We start from the raw sequence: 17,530 nt of genomic DNA, 5'->3' as shown, positions 1-17,530 counted from the left end.
CCTGATGCCCTCACCCCGGCCCTCTCCCGCAGGGAGAGGGGGAAAACCCAAAGGAGCTAACGGTGACGCAAGTACCCCTTCCAGAATACAGCCGCAATATGCGGCTGATTGGCCATAGCGATCAGGGCGGTCGCCCGGACGGCGTGCAGCTGATGGTCCATCGCGGTTTCGCCTATATCGGCCATATGGTGTCGCAGGGATTTTCGATTGTCGACGTGCGCGACCCGAAAAACCCGAAAGCGGCGGGCTACGTGCCCGCGCCGCCCGGCACCTGGAACGTGCATCTGCAGGCGCATGACGACCTGCTGCTGGTGATTAACGCCCGGGATCTGTTTGCCGATGCCCGCTTTGCCGACGAGAAGGTCTACTACACACGCCAGGTGGGGGAGACCGTCAGCGATGTGCAGGACAAAGGCTGGAGCGCCGGGCTGCGGGTGTTTGATATCTCCACGCCCGACAGGCCGCGCGAAATCGGCTTTCTGTCGCTGAGCGGCATCGGCATCCACCGCATCTGGTACGTCGGCGGCCGCTGGGCGTATGTGTCAGCGCTGATCGACGGCTTTACCGACTACATTTTCCTGACCATCGATCTGGCCGATCCGCGTAAGCCTGAAGTGGCGGGGCGCTGGTGGCTGCCGGGGATGAACCAGGCCGAAGGGGAGAAGCCGAACTGGCCGGAAGGGAAACGCTACGCGCTGCATCACGCGATTATCGCGGGCGATACCGCCTACGGCAGCTGGCGCGACGGCGGCCTGACGCTGCTGGACGTGAAGGACCGCACCCGGCCGAAGCTGATTAGCCACCGCAACTGGAGTCCGCCGTTTGGCGGCGGGACGCACACCGCGCTGCCGCTGCCGGACCGCGATTTGCTGGTGGTGCTGGACGAAGCGGTGCTCGATAACCAGGAGGACGGCGAAAAGCTGATCTGGCTGTTTGATATCCGCGAGCCGTCGAACCCGGTCAGCATCTCGACCTTCCCGCAGCCGGATGAAACCGACTACGTGGCGAAAGGGGCGCACTTCGGGCCGCATAATCTGCACGAGAACCGGCCGGGGAGCTTTATCAGCTCGACGCTGATTTTTGCGACCTATCAGAACGCGGGCGTGCGCGCATATGACATTTCCAATCCGTATCGACCGGTGGAAACCGGTGCGCTGGTGCCCGCCGCGCCGGAGAGAATGATGGACACGAGGCCGAATCGCCCGCAGGTGATCCAGTCGTGCGACGTGTTTGTGGATGCGCAGGGGATAATTTACAGCACGGATTATAACGGCGGGCTGTCGGTGATTGAGTTTCTGGGATGAGTGCGGTTTGATGCCCTCACCCCGGCCCTCTCCCACAGGGAGAGGGAGAAAACCAAATGTAATCAGCTGTACTGACGCACCCGTGCCACCAGATCTTCGGCGCTGTCGATGCGGTCGGCAATGACAATCAGCGCTTTACCGAGCGTTATCGCGTGGCGCAGGCACTCGTGGCGCATCGCCTCGTCCTGGATGGTGTCGATATCCGCGACGTGGGAAAGCCCGACGCTGCGGCGAATGAGCTCGGTGCCGCAGAAGCCGATGGCGTCATGCCAGACCTTTTTCAGGAACGCGGAGGCATAGCCCGGCGCGCCGAGCGCGGCGTCGCGCGTTTTCTCGTTTGCCAGCGCCTGGAAGCGTTCCGCGAAGGTGTTCCACAGCTCCTGAATATCGGTCAGGCGCTGCTCGCGCGCGGCGGCGGCATCGCGAATGCCCAGATGCCCCGGCAGGCCGCAGAAGTTCAGCAGCAGGTTGCCGATGGCGGTACCGACGTCAAAGCCAATCGGGCCAAAGTAGCCGAATTCGGCGTCGATGGCCTTCAGGCTGCCGTCAGCCACAAAAATCGAGCCGCTGTGAATATCGCCGTGCAGGAGCGCTTCGGCGTGCGAGAAGAAGCGGTGCTTCAGGGAGGCCACGGCAATTTTAAGCTGAGCGTCGTCGCGCAGGGCCGCTACGTCATTTTCCAGCTCGGCCGGGTAGCTGTTGCGTTCGTGGATCTGGTACGGATCGTTGAAGAACAGATCTTCGGTGATCTCGCACATCTCCGGGTTGATGAATTTCGCCACCTGCGCTTTTTTCGCGTGCGGGTGCAGGTAGAAATCGCTGGTGTGGAACAGCGCGTGCGCGAGGTATTCGCCCAGCTGACGGGCCGCCTGCGGGTAGTAAATGTTTTTAATCAGCTCGCCGCGCCAGATGCGATGGCTGGAGAGGTCTTCCATCACCATCACCGCCAGCTCCGGGTCGAAGTGGTGGATTTTCACGGTGTGCTGCGGGCTGTGCTGGTAGTGCTCGACCAGCGTTTGCGCTTCAAGGCGGGCGCGGTCCAGCGTCAGCGGCCAGGACTCGCCGACGCAGCGGACGTAGGGCAGCGCCTGCTTAACGACGATGCGGCTCACGCCCGCGCCGTCGAAAATTTTGAATACCAGATTGAGGTTGCCGTCGCCTACTTCCTGCGCCTCTACCAGCGATGAAGGATCGTCAAGTCCGCCAAACTGCCTGGCATACTCCACGGCGTCCTGAGCGGTAAAGGTACGGTATTGCGACATGGCCTGCTCCTCACGAGTTTTCTAATTAAGACATGTAGACGTCTATACATCTGGATTTCATCCTGACACAATGTGCTACAACAACGCAACAGGGAATTAACGACATGCAGACATTACAGACGACCAGCCTGCGGGTGGCGGATAATCAGCTCTTTATTCTCGATCAGCAGGCGCTTCCGCAGGAGAAACGCTGGCTGGATGCCTCGACGGTAGAGGCGCTGGTCGGGCATATCCACGCCCTGCGCGTGCGCGGCGCGCCGCTAATTGGTCTCTCTGCAAGCCTGCTGCTGGCGCTGCTGGCGGAAAACGGCAAAAGCCGCGACGAGCTGGCGGCGGCGCTGGAAACCCTGCGCGCCTCCCGCCCGACGGCGGTGAACCTCATGAACAATCTTGACCGCATGAAGCTCGCCCTGTGGCAGGAAGATTTTGTACCGGCGCTGGTGGCCGAAGCGCTGCGCCTGATTGACGAAGACAAACGGCTTTGCGACGCGATTGCCAAAGCCGGCAGCGCGCTGGTGAAGCCCGGCAGCCGTCTGCTGACCCACTGCAACACCGGCGGGCTGGCAACGGCGGGCGTTGGCACCGCATTGGGCGTGATTGCCCGCGCGCATCAGGAGGGTAACGTCAGCAACGTCTGGGTGGATGAAACCCGTCCGCTGCTGCAGGGCGGCAGATTGACCGCGTGGGAGCTTGGCGAGCTGGGCGTGCCGTATCAGCTGATTACCGATTCCATGGCCGCCAGCCTGATGGCAAAAGGGCTGGTGGACGCCGTGTGGGTGGGCGCAGACCGCATTGCCGCCAACGGGGACGTGGCGAACAAGATCGGCACCTATTCCCTGGCGGTGCTGGCGAAGTTCCACGGCATTCCGTTCTACGTTGCCGCCCCGCAAACGACCCTCGATCCGGACTGCCCGAACGGGGACGCGATCCCGATTGAGCAGCGCGCCGCCAGCGAGGTGACGGGCGTGGCCGGAAGCTTTGGCGCGGTGCAGTGGGCGCCGGAAAACGCGCAGGTCTATAACCCGGCGTTTGACGTCACCCCTGCCTCGCTGATCAGCGGCTGGGTGCTGGATACGGGCGTAGTCACGCCGGAAGCGGTGGCAAACGGGAAATTCGCCTGAGTCCGGCTATCCTTTAAGGGGTTCCCTTGAGAGGACAATATCGTGACGCTGGATCCTGAAACTGACTTAAAACTGGAGCGCGTGGTGGATGCACCGCGCGACCTGCTGTGGCTGTGCTGGACCACGCCGGAACACATCAAAAACTTCTTCATTCCTGCTCCCCATAAGGTGACCGAATGCGATCTCGATCTCCGCGTGGGCGGGCGGTTCAACACCGTGTTTGAGGTGGACGGTCAGCGGATGGATAACCGGGGCGTATTTCTTGAAATCGACCCGGGTAAAAAGCTGGTCTTTACCGACGGCTATACCGAAGGCTGGAAACCGGCCGAAAAGCCGTTTATGACGGCGATCCTGCTGCTGGAGGATGTGGGCGAGGGCAAGACCCGCTACACGGCGATTGCGCGTCATCCGACGAAGGAAATCCGCGAGCAGCATGAGCAGATGGGCTTCCACGAAGGGTGGGGGATTGTGCTGGATCAGCTGGTGGGTTATGTGAAAGGACTGGAGCGTTGAAGCTCGAGCGGCCTGATGCCCTCACCCCGACCCTCTCCCATAGGGAGAGGGAGCAAACACTAAAAACGGCAGCTCTAGCTGCCGTTTTGCTTTTACCTATGCCAACCGTGGATACGCATCCGCGATGGCATCGCCCGTAAACTGCGCCACCCAGCCTTCCGGGTTGTCGAAAATACGAATGGCGGTAAAGTTCGGCTCTGAGCCCATATCAAACCAGTGCGGCGTGCCCGCGGGTACGGAAATCAGGTCGTTTTTCTCGCACAGCACCTGATACACCTCATCGCCAATGTGCAGGCAGAACAGCCCCGCGCCTTCCACGAAGAAGCGCACTTCGTCTTCGCCGTGGGTGTGTTCGTTCAGGAACTTCGCGCGCAGCGCCTCTTTCTGCGGGTTGTCGGCGCGCAGGCTGATCACGTCCCAGCTTTGGTAGCCTTTTTCCGCCACCAGCTTGTCGATCGCATGCTGATACGCCGCGATCACGGCTTCGGGCGCGGGATCGTGTCCTAAATCGCGATCCGCCGCCCAGCGTTCAAACCGCACGCCTTTGGCATTGAGCTGCTGGGCGATCTCGGCGGCGTCGGTGCTGTGCCACTGGTGTTGACTGGCGTCTTTATCGGAATAAATGGTCAATGCGCTCATGAAGGGATCTGCTCCGGATTAATCTCGTCAAACTGGTGGACCTGATGGTGATGGCTTGCGCCGTCATCATCACCGCGAATCAGCTGCAGTGTGCGAAAACCTGCCTGTTCAGCCGCGTCCAGCTCCTGATGAATATCGGACAGGAACAGGATCTGCGACGGGGCGATGCCCGTTTGTGCCGCAATGTTCTGATAGGACTGCACCTCGCGCTTGGCGCCGATGTGGGTATCAAAATAGCCGCTGAACAGATGAGTAATATCACCTTCGTCGCTGTAGCCAAATAACAGTTTCTGCGCGGCGACGGAGCCAGAGGAATAAACATAGAGATCAATCCCTTGCGCTTTCCACTTTTCCAGCGCAGGCAGTACGTCCGGGTAGAGGTGGCCGGTAAAGTCGCCGTTCACGTAGCCGTCATGCCAGATGATCCCCTGCAGGGCTTTGAGCGCCGTGGATTTGCGGTCTTCATCCATAAAGGCAAACAGGGCGTCGATAAGCTCGCTGACGCTGGCGTGCGGGTGACCGATTTCATCACGCAGGTTGTCCAGAATGGATTTGACCGGCTCGGCGTACTGCTGCGCGGTCACGAAGGCCGCCAGCCGCTCACGCGCGTAGGGGAACAAAACGTCATGGACAAAACGGATATCGCTGGTGGTCCCTTCAATATCCGTCACAATCGCGCGAATCATACTCTCTCCAGTTGTCGTAAACGCATTTCGCATTCAAATAAGAATTCTAGTCCTTCCAGATGACGGCGGGCCTCGGCCACGTCGCATCCCCAGCAGGTTAAGCCATGACCGCGCAGAAGAAAACCATAATTAAGCGGGCGTTCCTGTGCGTAATGGGCGATTCGGGAGGCGAGGGCGTCAATATCCTGGTCGTTATCAAAGACCGGGATAGCCACCGTATCCAGATGCGTGGTCTGCCCGGTGAGGGATTTTTGCATCTCAAAGCCGCTGATGTTGAGCTCGGCTTCTTTGACCAGACGCGACAGCACCGTGGCGTTGACGGTATGAACGTGCAGGACGGCGTTGGCTTCCGGGAACAGGCGATAAATCAGCGTGTGAAGACCGGTTTCCGCCGACGGCCTGCGGCCAGACGGCGCGCGGTTGGTGGCGATTTCAACCTGCAGAAAATCCGCCGTTGTCAGGCTGCCTTTGTCTTTGCCGGATTCGCTGAGCCAGCAGAGGCGCTCGTCCTGACGCACCGACATGTTGCCGCCGGTGGCGGGTGCCCAGCCTTTGGCGCCAATCCAGCGGCAGGCGTCGACAAGATGTGTGAGTTGCAGGTTGTCTGTCATTTCCTTTTACCCTCGCGGCCAGGAATATTCATATGGTTTAGACGTCTAAGCGTCTTGATTGCCAAAGACTAACATCGTGTTATAGTGGCAGCAACATAAGTATTACAAGCAGGCACGACACAATGAGCAATAACGCATTGATTCCTCAGAGTAAACTTCCCAATCTCGGTACTACCATCTTTACGCAGATGAGCGCTCTGGCGCAGCAGCACAACGCCATTAACCTTTCTCAGGGATTCCCGGATTTCGACGGCCCGACCTATCTGCGGGAGCGCCTGGCGTACCACGTGGCGCAGGGGGCGAATCAGTATGCGCCGATGACGGGCGTGCAGGCGCTGCGGGAAGCCATTGCGGATAAAACGGCGGAGCTGTACGGCCATAAGCCCGATGCGAACAGCGACATTACGGTGACGGCAGGGGCGACCGAAGCGCTCTATGCGGCCATCACCGCGCTGGTGCGTACGGGCGATGAAGTTATCTGCTTTGATCCGAGCTACGACAGCTATGCGCCTGCGGTTGAACTCTCCGGCGGCGTGGTGAAACGCGTGGCGCTCCAGCCGCCGCATTTTCGCCCTGACTGGCAGGCGTTTGCTGCGCTGCTGAGCGACAAAACCCGCCTGGTGATCCTGAATACCCCGCACAACCCGTCGGCGACGGTGTGGCAAAAGGCCGATTTCGCCGCGCTGTGGCAGGCGATTGCGGAACGTGAAATTTACGTGCTGAGCGATGAAGTCTACGAGCACATCTGCTTTGCAGAAGAAGGACACGCCAGCGTGCTGGCCCATCCACAGCTTCGCGAGCGTGCTATCGCCGTCTCGTCATTCGGTAAGACTTACCATATGACCGGCTGGAAAGTGGGCTACTGCGTCGCACCGGCGGCTATCAGCGCCGAGCTGCGCAAGGTGCACCAGTACCTGACCTTTGCCGTGAACACGCCGGCTCAGCTGGCGCTGGCGGATATGCTGCGCGCCGAGCCGGAGCACTATCGCGAGCTGCCGCACTTCTATCGTGAACGTCGGGATCTGTTTGTGACGGCGCTCAGCAAAAGTCGTCTGGAAATTTTGCCCTCAGAAGGGACCTATTTCCTGCTCGCCGACTACAGCGCGATATCGGATCTGGACGACGTGAGTTTCTGCCAGTGGCTGACGAAAGAGGTGGGCGTAGCCGCCATTCCGCTGTCGGTATTCTGCGCCGATCCCTTCCCGCATAAGCTGATTCGTCTTTGCTTTGCGAAGCAGGAATCGACGCTGCTGGCGGCGGCAGAGCGCCTGAACACGCTCTGATTATTTCACCGTCCAGGCTTCTGAGTAACGACGGTCTGCAAACAACTCCAGCAGACCGTTGATTTGCTTGAGGCGCAAGACTTCATCGCCGTCCATTCCCAGCTCCTTGCTTATTCTCTCGTCATTCCAGCCAAGCTGCACCAGCTCGCGAACGATCTCCGACATAGCGTTAATCTGGTGTCGACCCCGCGCCCGGTTGTGACGAATAGTGGCAGCCATACGGTCATGTTTATCCTGTCGGTCCTGGCGCAGGAAGGTCACAGGGAGATAACCCTTGAGCTGGTGCTTCAGTGCCGCCCGATTTGTACCGATTTCATGGCGATGAAAACCATCCACAATTTCATAGTGTTGCGGTTCACTTTCTGTCACAACGATAGGTTGGGTGAATCCATCGAGTTCCAGCGACTTACTGAGCAGCCGTTTTTCTGGCGGGGCAACATTATTGGGGTTGTAGTCGTTAGCGGTAATAGCGTCCTGTCTGATCCAGAGGACGCAGTCTATCGGTTGTGCACGAAACGGACTGTGTTTATGGATCGCTTCACGAAAGGCATTTATGGCGTTAATGCGTTCCTCTTCGGGAAGTGACTGAAGGTACGTTTCCATCTCGTTGATTAGTTTTTTTCGCATAATATGCCCCACTCCTTGCGTTTCGCCTTCACTCTGTCGCTGTAGCGCTGATAATGTTTGGGTTTATTTGGGCTGAACGATAGCGCCCTGCACCAGTAGTCGTTATTCAGGAGAACCTTACAAATACGGCGCCATGAGGGAACATCTTTGGCACCGATATCACCGTCCTGCGTATCGGGAATCTCCTCTGTGCCTCTCTTCTGATACCAGTGCAGATAAATGGCGATTTTATTGCGGTAATGCTCAGCCGTATTTTGCGGCATGCTGTCGAGGAGCAGCATGGCATATTCGCGCCAGCACAGGTGTTCGGGTTTCAGAATTTTTCGGTGACCATAAAAATGGTTATCGTGTCCGGCGTACATCCCCCCGCTGCGCGCACCGCTCACGCGCTCACACATGGCCGCCCAGCGATCGGGCTCAACAACGTGGTAGAGCCATAATCCCTGGCGCTGCTCCGGACCAAAGGGTTCACAAATCCGCATGTAGCGTAGCGGCACGCCGGCCTGAAACATCAGGTCATAGAGTGGGTTATAGCAACCCCCTGATTTGGCGAACCAGGTCCATATATCGGCGGTTTTCCAGTCGTAGAGAGGGTAGATATACCAGGCATGTCCTCCCGGTGCGACGGTTGTCCAGGGTTTATCGTCGGCAAACCGCTGTTTACGCGCCGACGCGACAGCCAGAAAACGGTTGTATGACTCATCGGCGCGGATGCCAATCAGTACCGCCGCCGGGCGATTGCGAGAGAACCAGTCGGAGAAACCGCGGACAAAGGTTTCAAACGTCATGCCTGGCTGGTAGAAGGGAAAAAAAGTGGGATCGGTTATCGCATCGTCAGGAGGCTTGCGGACCCATTGTGTGCCGGGTTCCCAGCATTGCCATTCCGGCTGGAATTGCGACAGTGAATTTTGCGTTGTCAGGGGGAGCGCGACCCACCAGAAATGGTCGATGACATCGCTGTACAACTCGCGCATATGTTCCACATGGATAATGGTATGGGAAAACTGCGCTTCCCAGTCGATAAAGAGCACATCTATTTTGATGTTCATCAGTCGCGCCTGCTGGGCAACCAGATGCAGCATGACGGTGGAGTCTTTACCTCCTGAAAAAGAAACACAGATTCTGGGTAAGTTTTCGAGCGTCCATTTTATTCGCTCCCGAGCAGCGGTAAGAACATCCTGATTTAAAGGGTATTTATAAATTGACATGCTTATTCTCATCCTGAGGAATAAATACCTGACTGTAGCGTCAATACTAATAAGAGGATTATATCAGTCAATAATTAATTGGATATGTAACGGTTATGCCGCGTAATTCTATAACGGTGGTGTATGTTTTAACGGTGTGGTTCCCATTTTGTGCGAGAACCACAGCAATATCTCACGGTAAGGATATTTCTTCAATAAAACTCGCGAATGCCGAGCTATTGAGCGCGGAACGATTGTACATCATGTAAATATCAATGCTGGGGAATTGAATGTCAGTTTCCACTTTTCGCAGGTTGAGGGCTGGCCCATATTGTTCGAAGGCCGGCGCGGGCACTAATCCTATGAGGTCGGACGAACCAATCACCGACAGAAGGGATATAAAAGAGTCGCTGCGATAGACGATATTTCTTTCGGTTAACAGGTTTTCGGCCTTTTCCTGATAGTCTTTGAAGCTGTTTTCATCGTTCAGGTAGGCGGTGAAGTTTTCATTCAGAATCTCTTCACGCGTGGGATTTTCACTGAGACGGGGATGGCCCTCCCGACAAACGAGGACGAAAGGAAGTTTATGGTAGACGCTACAGGCGACAGAATGATTGGTAGAAGAAGAAAACGAAAATATCAGGTCGGCTCTTCTGTAGGCTAAGAGATCTTCTGCAGAATCAGACGAAAGAAAAACATCATGTAATTCAATTGAATAGTTATGATTTTCCATCAGCAGCTTTATAGGGTCAAGCGTTGCTTTCGTACTCATAAAATGCGGGCAATAAATGACAAAGTTCTTCTTCAACCCGCTGCTGTGCATGATATTGATAGTCTGCTCCAGCTGGTTCAGGTTCTGTTCCAGATGATGATGCAGATTGACGCCGACGGTCGTGGGCGTGATCCCTTTACCGGAACGGATAAACAGAGGATCGTTGAGTTGTCCTCTCAGACGCTGCAGTGACTGGCTCACGGCAGAGGGTGTGATATACAGCGTCTCGGCGGCTTTACTGATACTAAGGTGCTGGTAAATGCACTCGAAAATGACTAACAGATTAAGATCGAATTTTTTAAGGTCATACAGGTTTGCCATGTTTCGTCCTGAGGGTACTGCGTTTGCTGTGGTTATCATATAACTGATAACAATAGTTTAAGGCTAACCATTTATAACTCTATAGGTTAGCTCTCTTAGTTTTAAATTAAAATCATCTTAATATATCACGGTGGCAGATTATTGAAATAGCGCTTCAAAAGCGATTAAGACAATTTTATCTTAAGAAAGGGAGCAATGATTTTAAATAACAACTGTCATTTATATATTGCGATAGTTTTATAATAAAAATAAATTTATAACGCACCGTAATGATGTTCGGCACAACCTATCACAGCCATAGGCAGGAATGCCTCTCTTATGGATTGCTCAATCCCTGCGCGGGTGGTGTAATCAAACGGCTGTTACCGCCTTGATATAAAGGGTTGTAGAGCGCAACGCAACGCCAGTTTCGGCTGGCACTGAATGTACCTGCGGGGAATTCAGGTATCAGGGCCGCCCGTTGAGGCGGCCTTTTTACTTTCAGGCTTTCCTGTAAAAGGTTCACCTTGTTGTCTTGTCGACGTTGTAAGGTTTGGCTGATTGATTTGATAAAGCATACGCATTAGCCCCGATGAATAAAGTTGGTTACCTTACACCTCAACGAAAACACGGAGGAAGTACAGATGTCTTTGATTAACACCAAAATTAAACCTTTCAAAAACCAGGCGTTCAAAAACGGTGAGTTCATCGAAGTTACCGAGAAAGATACCGAAGGCCGCTGGAGCGTCTTCTTCTTCTATCCGGCTGACTTTACCTTCGTTTGCCCGACTGAACTGGGTGACGTTGCAGACCATTACGATGAACTGCAGAAGCTGGGCGTAGATGTTTACTCCGTCTCTACCGATACCCACTTCACCCACAAAGCATGGCACAGCAGCTCCGAAACCATCGCGAAAATCAAATACGCGATGATCGGCGACCCGACTGGCGCCCTGACCCGTAACTTCGACAACATGCGTGAAGATGAAGGCCTGGCTGACCGCGCCACCTTCGTTGTTGACCCGCAGGGCATTATCCAGGCTATCGAAGTTACCGCTGAAGGTATCGGCCGTGATGCTTCTGACCTGCTGCGTAAAGTGAAAGCCGCTCAGTACGTGGCTTCTCACCCAGGCGAAGTATGCCCAGCGAAATGGAAAGAAGGCGAAGCGACGCTGGCTCCATCCTTAGATCTGGTTGGTAAAATCTAAGTTTTGCCCATTCGGTAATTAATGGGCGCACCCGCGCCCATTTCATTCCAGCACCATGATGCAAGTTGCATTCAGGCCGCCCGTATAAGGCAGCTTGCATGATGACGTCTTAAGAGAGGGAAGAACAATGCTCGACACTAACATGAAAACCCAGCTCAAGGCCTACCTTGAGAAACTGACCAAACCCGTTGAGCTGATTGCCACGCTGGACGACAGCGCCAAATCGGCAGAGATCAAGGAACTGCTGGCGGAGATCGCCGAGCTGTCGCCGAAAGTGACCTTCAAAGAAGACAACGCGCTGCCGGTCCGTAAGCCCTCTTTCCTGATTACCAACCCAGGATCCGACCAGGGACCGCGCTTTGCCGGCTCGCCGCTGGGTCACGAATTTACCTCACTGGTGCTGGCGCTGCTGTGGACCGGTGGTCATCCGTCAAAAGAAGCGCAGGCGCTGCTGGAGCAGATCCGCGATATCGACGGTGATTTCGAATTTGAAACCTATTACTCGCTCTCCTGCCACAACTGCCCGGACGTGGTGCAGGCGCTGAACCTGATGTCGGTTCTGAACCCGCGCATCAAGCACACGGCGATTGACGGCGGTACCTTCCAGAATGAAATCACCGATCGCAACGTGATGGGCGTTCCGGCGGTCTACATGAACGGCAAAGAGTTCGGCCAGGGCCGTATGACGCTGACCGAAATCGTAGCCAAAGTGGATACCGGTGCTGAAAAACGTGCGGCGGAAGAGCTGAACAAACGCGATGCTTACGACGTGCTTATCGTCGGTTCCGGCCCTGCGGGCGCGGCGGCAGCGGTGTACTCTGCGCGTAAAGGTATTCGTACCGGCCTGATGGGCGAACGTTTTGGCGGCCAGGTGCTCGATACCGTGGACATCGAAAACTACATCTCCGTGCCGAAGACCGAAGGCCAGAAGCTGGCGGGGGCGCTGAAGGCGCACGTTAGCGACTATGACGTAGACGTGATCGACAGCCAGAGCGCCAGCAAGCTCGTTCCGGCAGCGGTCGAGGGTGGCTTACACCAGATTGAAACCGCGTCCGGCGCGGTGCTGAAAGCGCGCAGCATTATCATTGCCACCGGCGCGAAATGGCGCAACATGAACGTTCCGGGCGAAGATCGGTACCGTACCAAAGGCGTGACCTACTGTCCGCACTGCGACGGCCCGCTGTTTAAAGGTAAACGCGTGGCGGTGATCGGCGGCGGTAACTCCGGCGTGGAAGCGGCTATCGACCTGGCGGGGATTGTTGAGCACGTTACCCTTCTGGAGTTCGCTCCAGAGATGAAGGCCGACCAGGTTCTGCAGGATAAAGTTCGCAGCCTGAAAAACGTCGACATAGTACTGAACGCGCAGACCACGGAAGTGAAGGGCGACGGCAGCAAAGTGACCGGCCTGGAATACCGCGACCGCGTGAGCGGCGACGTGCACAGCGTTCAGCTGTCAGGGATCTTCGTGCAGATTGGTCTGCTGCCAAATACCACCTGGTTGGAAGGCGCGATTGAGCGCAACCGCATGGGCGAAATCATCATCGATGCGAAATGTGAAACCAGCGTGAAAGGCGTGTTTGCGGCGGGCGACTGCACCACCGTGCCGTACAAACAGATCATTATCGCCACGGGCGAAGGGGCGAAGGCGTCTCTGAGTTCCTTTGACTACCTGATTCGCACCAAAACCGCATAACAGAAGAAAGTAAGGCTACACCTGCAATAGCGAGAGGCCACCGAAAGGTGGCCTCTTTTTTTATCTTACGACCATCACCGGTATATGGGTGTGGCGGATCACGCTGGAGGCGTTAGAGCCCAGCAGATGCGTGGTAATGGAAGGGTTGCGCGAACCGATGACCACCACGTCTGCTTTTAGCTCGTTCGCCAGTTCGTTTACCGCATCGCGAACGCTGCCGAATCTGACGTGCGTTTTGATGCGCGAAGGGTCGATGCTGAAGTGGCTGACCATGGTTTGCAGGCGAGTTTCCGCTTCATGCTGCAAATGCTCCTCGAAGCGACGCACGTCGGCGGCAAAGCGGTGCAGGCTCAGGCTGGCGGAGCCCGGCAGTACGTGCAAAAGATGGATAACACCGTCCTGCTGCGCCAGGAACTCCGCATGGCGTACGGCCTTGTCGCTCAGCTCCATCTCAAAAACATCAACCGGCATAATGATTCTCTGATACATACCCGTTTCTCCTTGTTTATAAACGCTGAATTCATTCAACCATAAAATAAAAATGGTTTCTGTAAGCGCCCCGTCAGTTTTCTTATCTCACCAGGATAAATCTCAAAAGCCCCGTATTCCAGGGCAGACCTTCAGGGGTAGCTACCCTTATACACTTACCTGGAACCTTTCGGAGGTCGCATGAAAGCACTTACGTATCACGGTCCGCACCATGTACGCGTCGAGAATGTCCCCGATCCCATTATCGAACAGCCCGACGATATCATTCTGCGCGTCACGGCCACGGCTATCTGCGGCTCCGATTTGCATCTCTATCGCGGAAAGATCCCGAAGGTGCAGCACGGCGACATTTTTGGCCATGAGTTTATGGGGGAAATCGTCGAGTGCGGCGCAGAGGTGAAGAATTTGCAAAAAGGCGATCGCGTGGTGATCCCCTTTGTCATTGCCTGCGGAGACTGTTTCTTCTGCCGTCTGCAGCAATACGCGGCCTGTGAGAATACCAATGCCGGGCAGGGCGCCGCGCTGAACAAAAAGCAAATCCCCGCGCCGGCCGCGCTGTTTGGCTACAGCCATCTCTACGGCGGCGTGCCGGGGGGACAGGCGGAATATGTCCGCGTGCCAAAAGGCAACGTCGGGCCGTTTAAGGTCCCGCAACTCCTCTCCGATGATAAGGCGCTGTTCCTTTCCGATATTTTGCCCACGGCCTGGCAGGCGGCAAAAAATGCGCAGATTGAAAAAGGCTCAAGCGTTGCGGTTTTCGGCGCCGGGCCGGTGGGGCTACTGACTATTGCCTGTGCGCGGCTGTTAGGCGCTGAGCAGATCTTTGTTATCGATCACCACCCGTACCGTTTGCGATTTGCCGAGGCGCGTTACGGCGCAATCCCCATCAACTTTGATGATGATAACGACGCGGCGGAAAAAATCATCGAGCAAACCGCTGGCCAGCGCGGCGTTGACGCCGTGATTGATGCGGTAGGGTTCGAAGCGAAAGGCAGCACCACCGAAACGATCCTCAGCAATCTTAAAATTGAAGGTAGCAGCGGCAAAGCGCTGCGGCAGTGCATTGCTGCCGTTCGACGCGGTGGCGTGGTTAGCGTACCCGGCGTGTACGCCGGGTTTATTCATGGCTTCCTGTTTGGCGATGCCTTTGATAAGGGGCTGACGTTTAAGATGGGCCAGACGCACGTCCATGCCTGGCTGGGTGAACTGCTGCCGCTGATCGAAAAAGGGCTGCTTACTCCGGAAGAGATTGTGACCCATTATCTCCCCCTTGCCGATGCGGAACGCGCCTATAAGGTATTCGAAAAACGGGAGGAGGAGTGCCGGAAGGTGATTCTGGTCCCTGGTGCAGAAACGCCCGAGGCCGCAGAGCAAAAAGTTAAGGGCCTGGTGAACGCTTTCCCGGGTGGGGTTGCATGAGTACTCGCCTAGCTGTGGCGTTCAAGATAAAGCACGGCCATGACGATAATCGCCGCAATAATCAGAAAAATAAGTGTGATAACCAGTATCTCACTCATGACCGTCCCCACGGCACCAAAACAGATTAAGCGTGGATTAAGGGCTTTTTGCGCGATATAAGAAAATGGGGTGAATTTACGGAAAGAGGATGCGGCTGCATCCTCTGTGCAAAGCGGGGCGCTTGTTCAGAAGTGGTTAACGCAGGTAATCGCCCGCGGCTTCTGGCTGGTAGAGCAACGCCAGCACTTCAAGATGGGCAGAGGCGCCGCCCGGCAACTCCCAGTGGATGGTATCGCCCGTGCGCAGGCCCAGCAGTGCGGCACCCACAGGCGCAAGAACAGAAAGCTGTGCGCTGCTGTCGGTCATCTGAGCCGGGTAAACCAGCGTGCGGGTCAGCTCTTCACCGGTGGTGAGGTTGCGGAATTTTACCTGGCTGTTCATGGTGACCACGTCATGCGGCATCGTCTCAGGCGTGCACATCTGCGCCCGGTCGAGCTCCTCATTCAGGGCGTCGGCCACGGGAAGTGAGGCAAACTCCGCTTTTTCCAGCAGCCTGTCGATACGTTCTGCGTCGAGCTCGTTGATGATAATTGTAGGTCTGGACATTTTTACTCCATGTCGTTAATGCTGCGCGTAACGCAGAAACCAATCCAAAAGAAAACCCTCGCCGTCTGGCAGCGAGGGTTTAACTCTCTCGATGATACTGGCTGAGCGCGCAAGTTTGAAGTGATGAAGGTCACATTCATGGTCCATATGAATTTTCGCTGAAATTTATTCAGTCTTCATTCCGGGCGGAATACGCTACGCTGAGTGTCCTGAACCCGGGCTTTGCGCGAAGCGCTATTCGCGTCCGCCCATCAACGAGAGAGAACTATGTACTTCTACCAACCGTCTCAGGGGCACGGCCTGCCGCACGATCCGCTGAACGCCATTATTGGTCCACGTCCGATCGGCTGGATCTCCTCATGCGACAAGGCCGGTCAGCTCAACCTCGCACCGTATAGCTTCTTTAACTGCTTTAACTATCGCCCGCCGATCATCGGCTTTTCCAGCAACGGCTGGAAGGACAGCGTGCGTAATATTACCGAAACAAAGGAATTTGTCTGGAACCTGGCGACGCGCGATCTCGCGCAGGCGATGAACCAAACCTCTGCGATGCTTCCGCACGATCGGGATGAATTCAGCTTTGCCGGACTTACGCCAGCGGCGAGCCAGCTGGTTAACGCGCCCCGCGTCGCAGAAAGCCCGGTGAACTTTGAGTGCCGCCTGTCGCAGTGCATTCAGCTTACCGGTGCTGACGGCACACCGGTCGATACCTGGCTGGTGCTGGGGGAGGTGGTCGGTATCCATATTGCCGAAACGCTGCTGGAAGAGGGGATTTACCAGACGGCGAAAGCGCAGCCCATCCTGCGTGCGGGTGGGCCGACGGCGTATTATGGCATCAGTGACGAAAACCGGTTTGATATGGTGCGCCCGGGCGCGGATCAGTAGCCGGCTTTATCAATCACGAACTGTTTTCCGCAGTTACCCGGATGTGGCTGCGGGGCAAATGACGCCGCAGAAAGCGGGTTGTTAATGGTGTCCGCCTTCAGCGAAACCTGCATCTCGGTCAGATACGCCGGATTGCCGTTGCAGGTGAGCTTAATCGCTTTGATGTTTTCTTTTCCCCAGCTTTTGGCAACGGCACCGTCAAAGTCGCTGCGATTGACGGTTTTCCCGTAATTATCGGCGAGGAATTTACCGACCGCGCTGTCTTTAACTTCCTGATTCATCCGCACCATCGTGCCGAAATAGGCATCCGGATCGAAACCAAAGCAGACGCCATGTTTGGCATATTCATAACGTTCCAGGCAGGAATTACCGCCCGCGCCCGGCATCACGTCGTTGAGCTTTGCGGCTGCGGAAAGCGACAGTCCGGTTTCGGCGGCATCGCATTTGCGGCTGGCCTTCACTTCCGGCATGTTCGGAATGGGGCGCGTGGCGCAGCCAAAACGCATCCACCGACGTTCATCCACGCCGCGTGCGGCAATAGATTTTGGCAGGCCAGGCCATAGCCCGTGGACGGTCAGAAAATCGGCTTTATTATCGCGCTCTTTTTGCAGGCGACATTCGTCAGGTTCATTGCGGTTGCGTTCGACCATGCTCTGGCAAAACCCGGTTTGCCAGGACAGAGCCAGCACATAGCGATCGAAATCGCCATACTGTGTTGCCTTCAGCGGTTCCGCCTGTGCGGAGAAGAGACAGAGAGCAAGCGCCATTGCGCCAGACGGGATGACGATATCCTTCCTGAACATATGATTTCCTGATCGAATGAGCACGATTAATTTCTGGAAGTTATTAAAGCACAAAAAGCGCCCGCAGGCGCTTTTTGGATATC

At 56.1% G+C, this 17,530-nt stretch carries 19 protein-coding genes; 8 read left to right on the top strand and 11 right to left on the bottom strand.

Going from position 1 to position 17,530, the window contains the following annotated elements:
- The first annotated feature begins 62 nt into the window (after nucleotides 1–62).
- Complete coding sequence (locus AC27FC_RS08030) at nucleotides 63–1,304, top strand: LVIVD repeat-containing protein (RefSeq protein ID WP_196354706.1); 1,242 nt, start codon at nucleotides 63–65, stop codon at nucleotides 1,302–1,304.
- A gap of 62 nt (nucleotides 1,305–1,366) precedes the next feature.
- On the opposite strand, the gene mtnK is transcribed toward AC27FC_RS08030, so the two are convergent.
- The gene (mtnK, locus tag AC27FC_RS08025; RefSeq protein ID WP_033144908.1) at nucleotides 1,367–2,566 is read right to left on the bottom strand and encodes an S-methyl-5-thioribose kinase; all 1,200 of its coding nucleotides are present in this window, start codon (nucleotides 2,564–2,566) and stop codon (nucleotides 1,367–1,369) included.
- 104 nt (nucleotides 2,567–2,670) lie between these two features.
- Here mtnK and mtnA point away from each other — a divergent pair, with 104 nt between their 5' ends.
- Together mtnA and AC27FC_RS08015 are read left to right on the top strand one after the other, a co-directional pair.
- On the top strand, nucleotides 2,671–3,687 hold the full coding sequence (mtnA, locus tag AC27FC_RS08020) for an S-methyl-5-thioribose-1-phosphate isomerase (RefSeq protein ID WP_048975890.1): 1,017 nt from the start codon (nucleotides 2,671–2,673) through the stop codon (nucleotides 3,685–3,687).
- Between the two features lie 42 nt (nucleotides 3,688–3,729).
- A complete protein-coding gene (locus tag AC27FC_RS08015) occupies nucleotides 3,730–4,200 on the top strand; it encodes an SRPBCC family protein (protein WP_032641748.1) in 471 nt (156 codons plus the stop codon).
- A 96-nt stretch (nucleotides 4,201–4,296) separates the two neighbouring features.
- Here the strand turns inward: AC27FC_RS08015 and AC27FC_RS08010 are convergent, their stop codons facing one another.
- The 3 genes from AC27FC_RS08010 to AC27FC_RS08000 are packed head-to-tail and all read right to left on the bottom strand — an operon-like array spanning nucleotide 4,297 to nucleotide 6,136.
- Nucleotides 4,297–4,839 carry a 1,2-dihydroxy-3-keto-5-methylthiopentene dioxygenase gene (locus tag AC27FC_RS08010; protein WP_023315605.1) on the bottom strand — a complete coding sequence of 181 codons (543 nt, stop codon included), beginning with the start codon at nucleotides 4,837–4,839 and terminating at the stop codon, nucleotides 4,297–4,299.
- Nucleotides 4,836–5,525 (bottom strand): acireductone synthase, encoded by a 690-nt coding sequence (mtnC, locus tag AC27FC_RS08005; protein WP_023334872.1) that lies wholly within the window; start codon nucleotides 5,523–5,525, stop codon nucleotides 4,836–4,838. The genes AC27FC_RS08010 and mtnC overlap by 4 nt, the downstream gene beginning before the upstream one ends.
- A complete protein-coding gene (locus AC27FC_RS08000) occupies nucleotides 5,522–6,136 on the bottom strand; it encodes a methylthioribulose 1-phosphate dehydratase (protein WP_094934401.1) in 615 nt (204 codons plus the stop codon). Before AC27FC_RS08000 ends, mtnC begins: the two co-directional genes overlap by 4 nt.
- Before the next feature lie 122 nt (nucleotides 6,137–6,258).
- On the opposite strand from AC27FC_RS08000, the gene AC27FC_RS07995 reads away from it, so the two are divergent.
- Nucleotides 6,259–7,419, top strand: coding sequence for a pyridoxal phosphate-dependent aminotransferase (locus AC27FC_RS07995; RefSeq protein WP_094934400.1), 1,161 nt, complete (start codon nucleotides 6,259–6,261; stop codon nucleotides 7,417–7,419).
- Here AC27FC_RS07995 and AC27FC_RS07990 read toward each other — a convergent pair whose 3' ends face one another.
- From AC27FC_RS07990 to citR, 3 genes are all read right to left on the bottom strand, one after another.
- The gene (locus tag AC27FC_RS07990) at nucleotides 7,420–8,046 is read right to left on the bottom strand and encodes an IbrB-like domain-containing protein (protein ID WP_196354705.1); all 627 of its coding nucleotides are present in this window, start codon (nucleotides 8,044–8,046) and stop codon (nucleotides 7,420–7,422) included.
- A complete protein-coding gene (locus AC27FC_RS07985) occupies nucleotides 8,031–9,254 on the bottom strand; it encodes a phosphoadenosine phosphosulfate reductase (RefSeq protein ID WP_196354704.1) in 1,224 nt (407 codons plus the stop codon). Before AC27FC_RS07985 ends, AC27FC_RS07990 begins: the two co-directional genes overlap by 16 nt.
- A gap of 172 nt (nucleotides 9,255–9,426) precedes the next feature.
- A complete protein-coding gene (gene citR, locus AC27FC_RS07980) occupies nucleotides 9,427–10,326 on the bottom strand; it encodes a DNA-binding transcriptional repressor CitR (RefSeq protein WP_196354703.1) in 900 nt (299 codons plus the stop codon).
- Nucleotides 10,327–10,949: 623 nt separating this feature from the next.
- Between citR and ahpC the strand changes: the two genes are divergently transcribed.
- Together ahpC and ahpF are read left to right on the top strand one after the other, a co-directional pair.
- Complete coding sequence (gene ahpC, locus AC27FC_RS07975; RefSeq protein ID WP_008501015.1) at nucleotides 10,950–11,513, top strand: alkyl hydroperoxide reductase subunit C; 564 nt, start codon at nucleotides 10,950–10,952, stop codon at nucleotides 11,511–11,513.
- Between the two features lie 127 nt (nucleotides 11,514–11,640).
- Nucleotides 11,641–13,206, top strand: a complete 1,566-nt coding sequence (gene ahpF, locus AC27FC_RS07970; protein WP_047061336.1) for an alkyl hydroperoxide reductase subunit F — start codon at nucleotides 11,641–11,643, stop codon at nucleotides 13,204–13,206.
- Between the two features lie 60 nt (nucleotides 13,207–13,266).
- Here the strand turns inward: ahpF and uspG are convergent, their stop codons facing one another.
- Nucleotides 13,267–13,695: a universal stress protein UspG gene (uspG, locus tag AC27FC_RS07965; RefSeq protein WP_023310731.1), complete on the bottom strand. Its 429-nt coding sequence runs from the start codon at nucleotides 13,693–13,695 to the stop codon at nucleotides 13,267–13,269.
- Between the two features lie 180 nt (nucleotides 13,696–13,875).
- On the opposite strand from uspG, the gene AC27FC_RS07960 reads away from it, so the two are divergent.
- Nucleotides 13,876–15,114 (top strand): zinc-dependent alcohol dehydrogenase, encoded by a 1,239-nt coding sequence (locus tag AC27FC_RS07960; protein WP_032661072.1) that lies wholly within the window; start codon nucleotides 13,876–13,878, stop codon nucleotides 15,112–15,114.
- 8 nt (nucleotides 15,115–15,122) lie between these two features.
- Here the strand turns inward: AC27FC_RS07960 and yldA are convergent, their stop codons facing one another.
- Together yldA and rnk are read right to left on the bottom strand one after the other, a co-directional pair.
- Nucleotides 15,123–15,212: a small membrane protein YldA gene (gene yldA, locus AC27FC_RS07955; RefSeq protein ID WP_272481390.1), complete on the bottom strand. Its 90-nt coding sequence runs from the start codon at nucleotides 15,210–15,212 to the stop codon at nucleotides 15,123–15,125.
- A 136-nt stretch (nucleotides 15,213–15,348) separates the two neighbouring features.
- On the bottom strand, nucleotides 15,349–15,759 hold the full coding sequence (rnk, locus tag AC27FC_RS07950) for a nucleoside diphosphate kinase regulator (protein ID WP_023310734.1): 411 nt from the start codon (nucleotides 15,757–15,759) through the stop codon (nucleotides 15,349–15,351).
- Between the two features lie 267 nt (nucleotides 15,760–16,026).
- Here rnk and AC27FC_RS07945 point away from each other — a divergent pair, with 267 nt between their 5' ends.
- Nucleotides 16,027–16,644 (top strand): flavin reductase family protein, encoded by a 618-nt coding sequence (locus AC27FC_RS07945; RefSeq protein WP_023310735.1) that lies wholly within the window; start codon nucleotides 16,027–16,029, stop codon nucleotides 16,642–16,644.
- On the opposite strand, the gene rna is transcribed toward AC27FC_RS07945, so the two are convergent.
- On the bottom strand, nucleotides 16,638–17,411 hold the full coding sequence (gene rna, locus AC27FC_RS07940; RefSeq protein ID WP_400457684.1) for a ribonuclease I: 774 nt from the start codon (nucleotides 17,409–17,411) through the stop codon (nucleotides 16,638–16,640). The two genes, AC27FC_RS07945 and rna, sit on opposite strands and share 7 nt — an antisense overlap.
- Between the last annotated feature and the right edge of the window lie 119 nt (nucleotides 17,412–17,530).

The organism is Enterobacter sp. C3_dUdeg (assembly GCF_057536195.1).
Note: the sequence above shows the minus strand (reverse complement) of the source record. Positions and strands in the feature narration are given on the sequence as shown.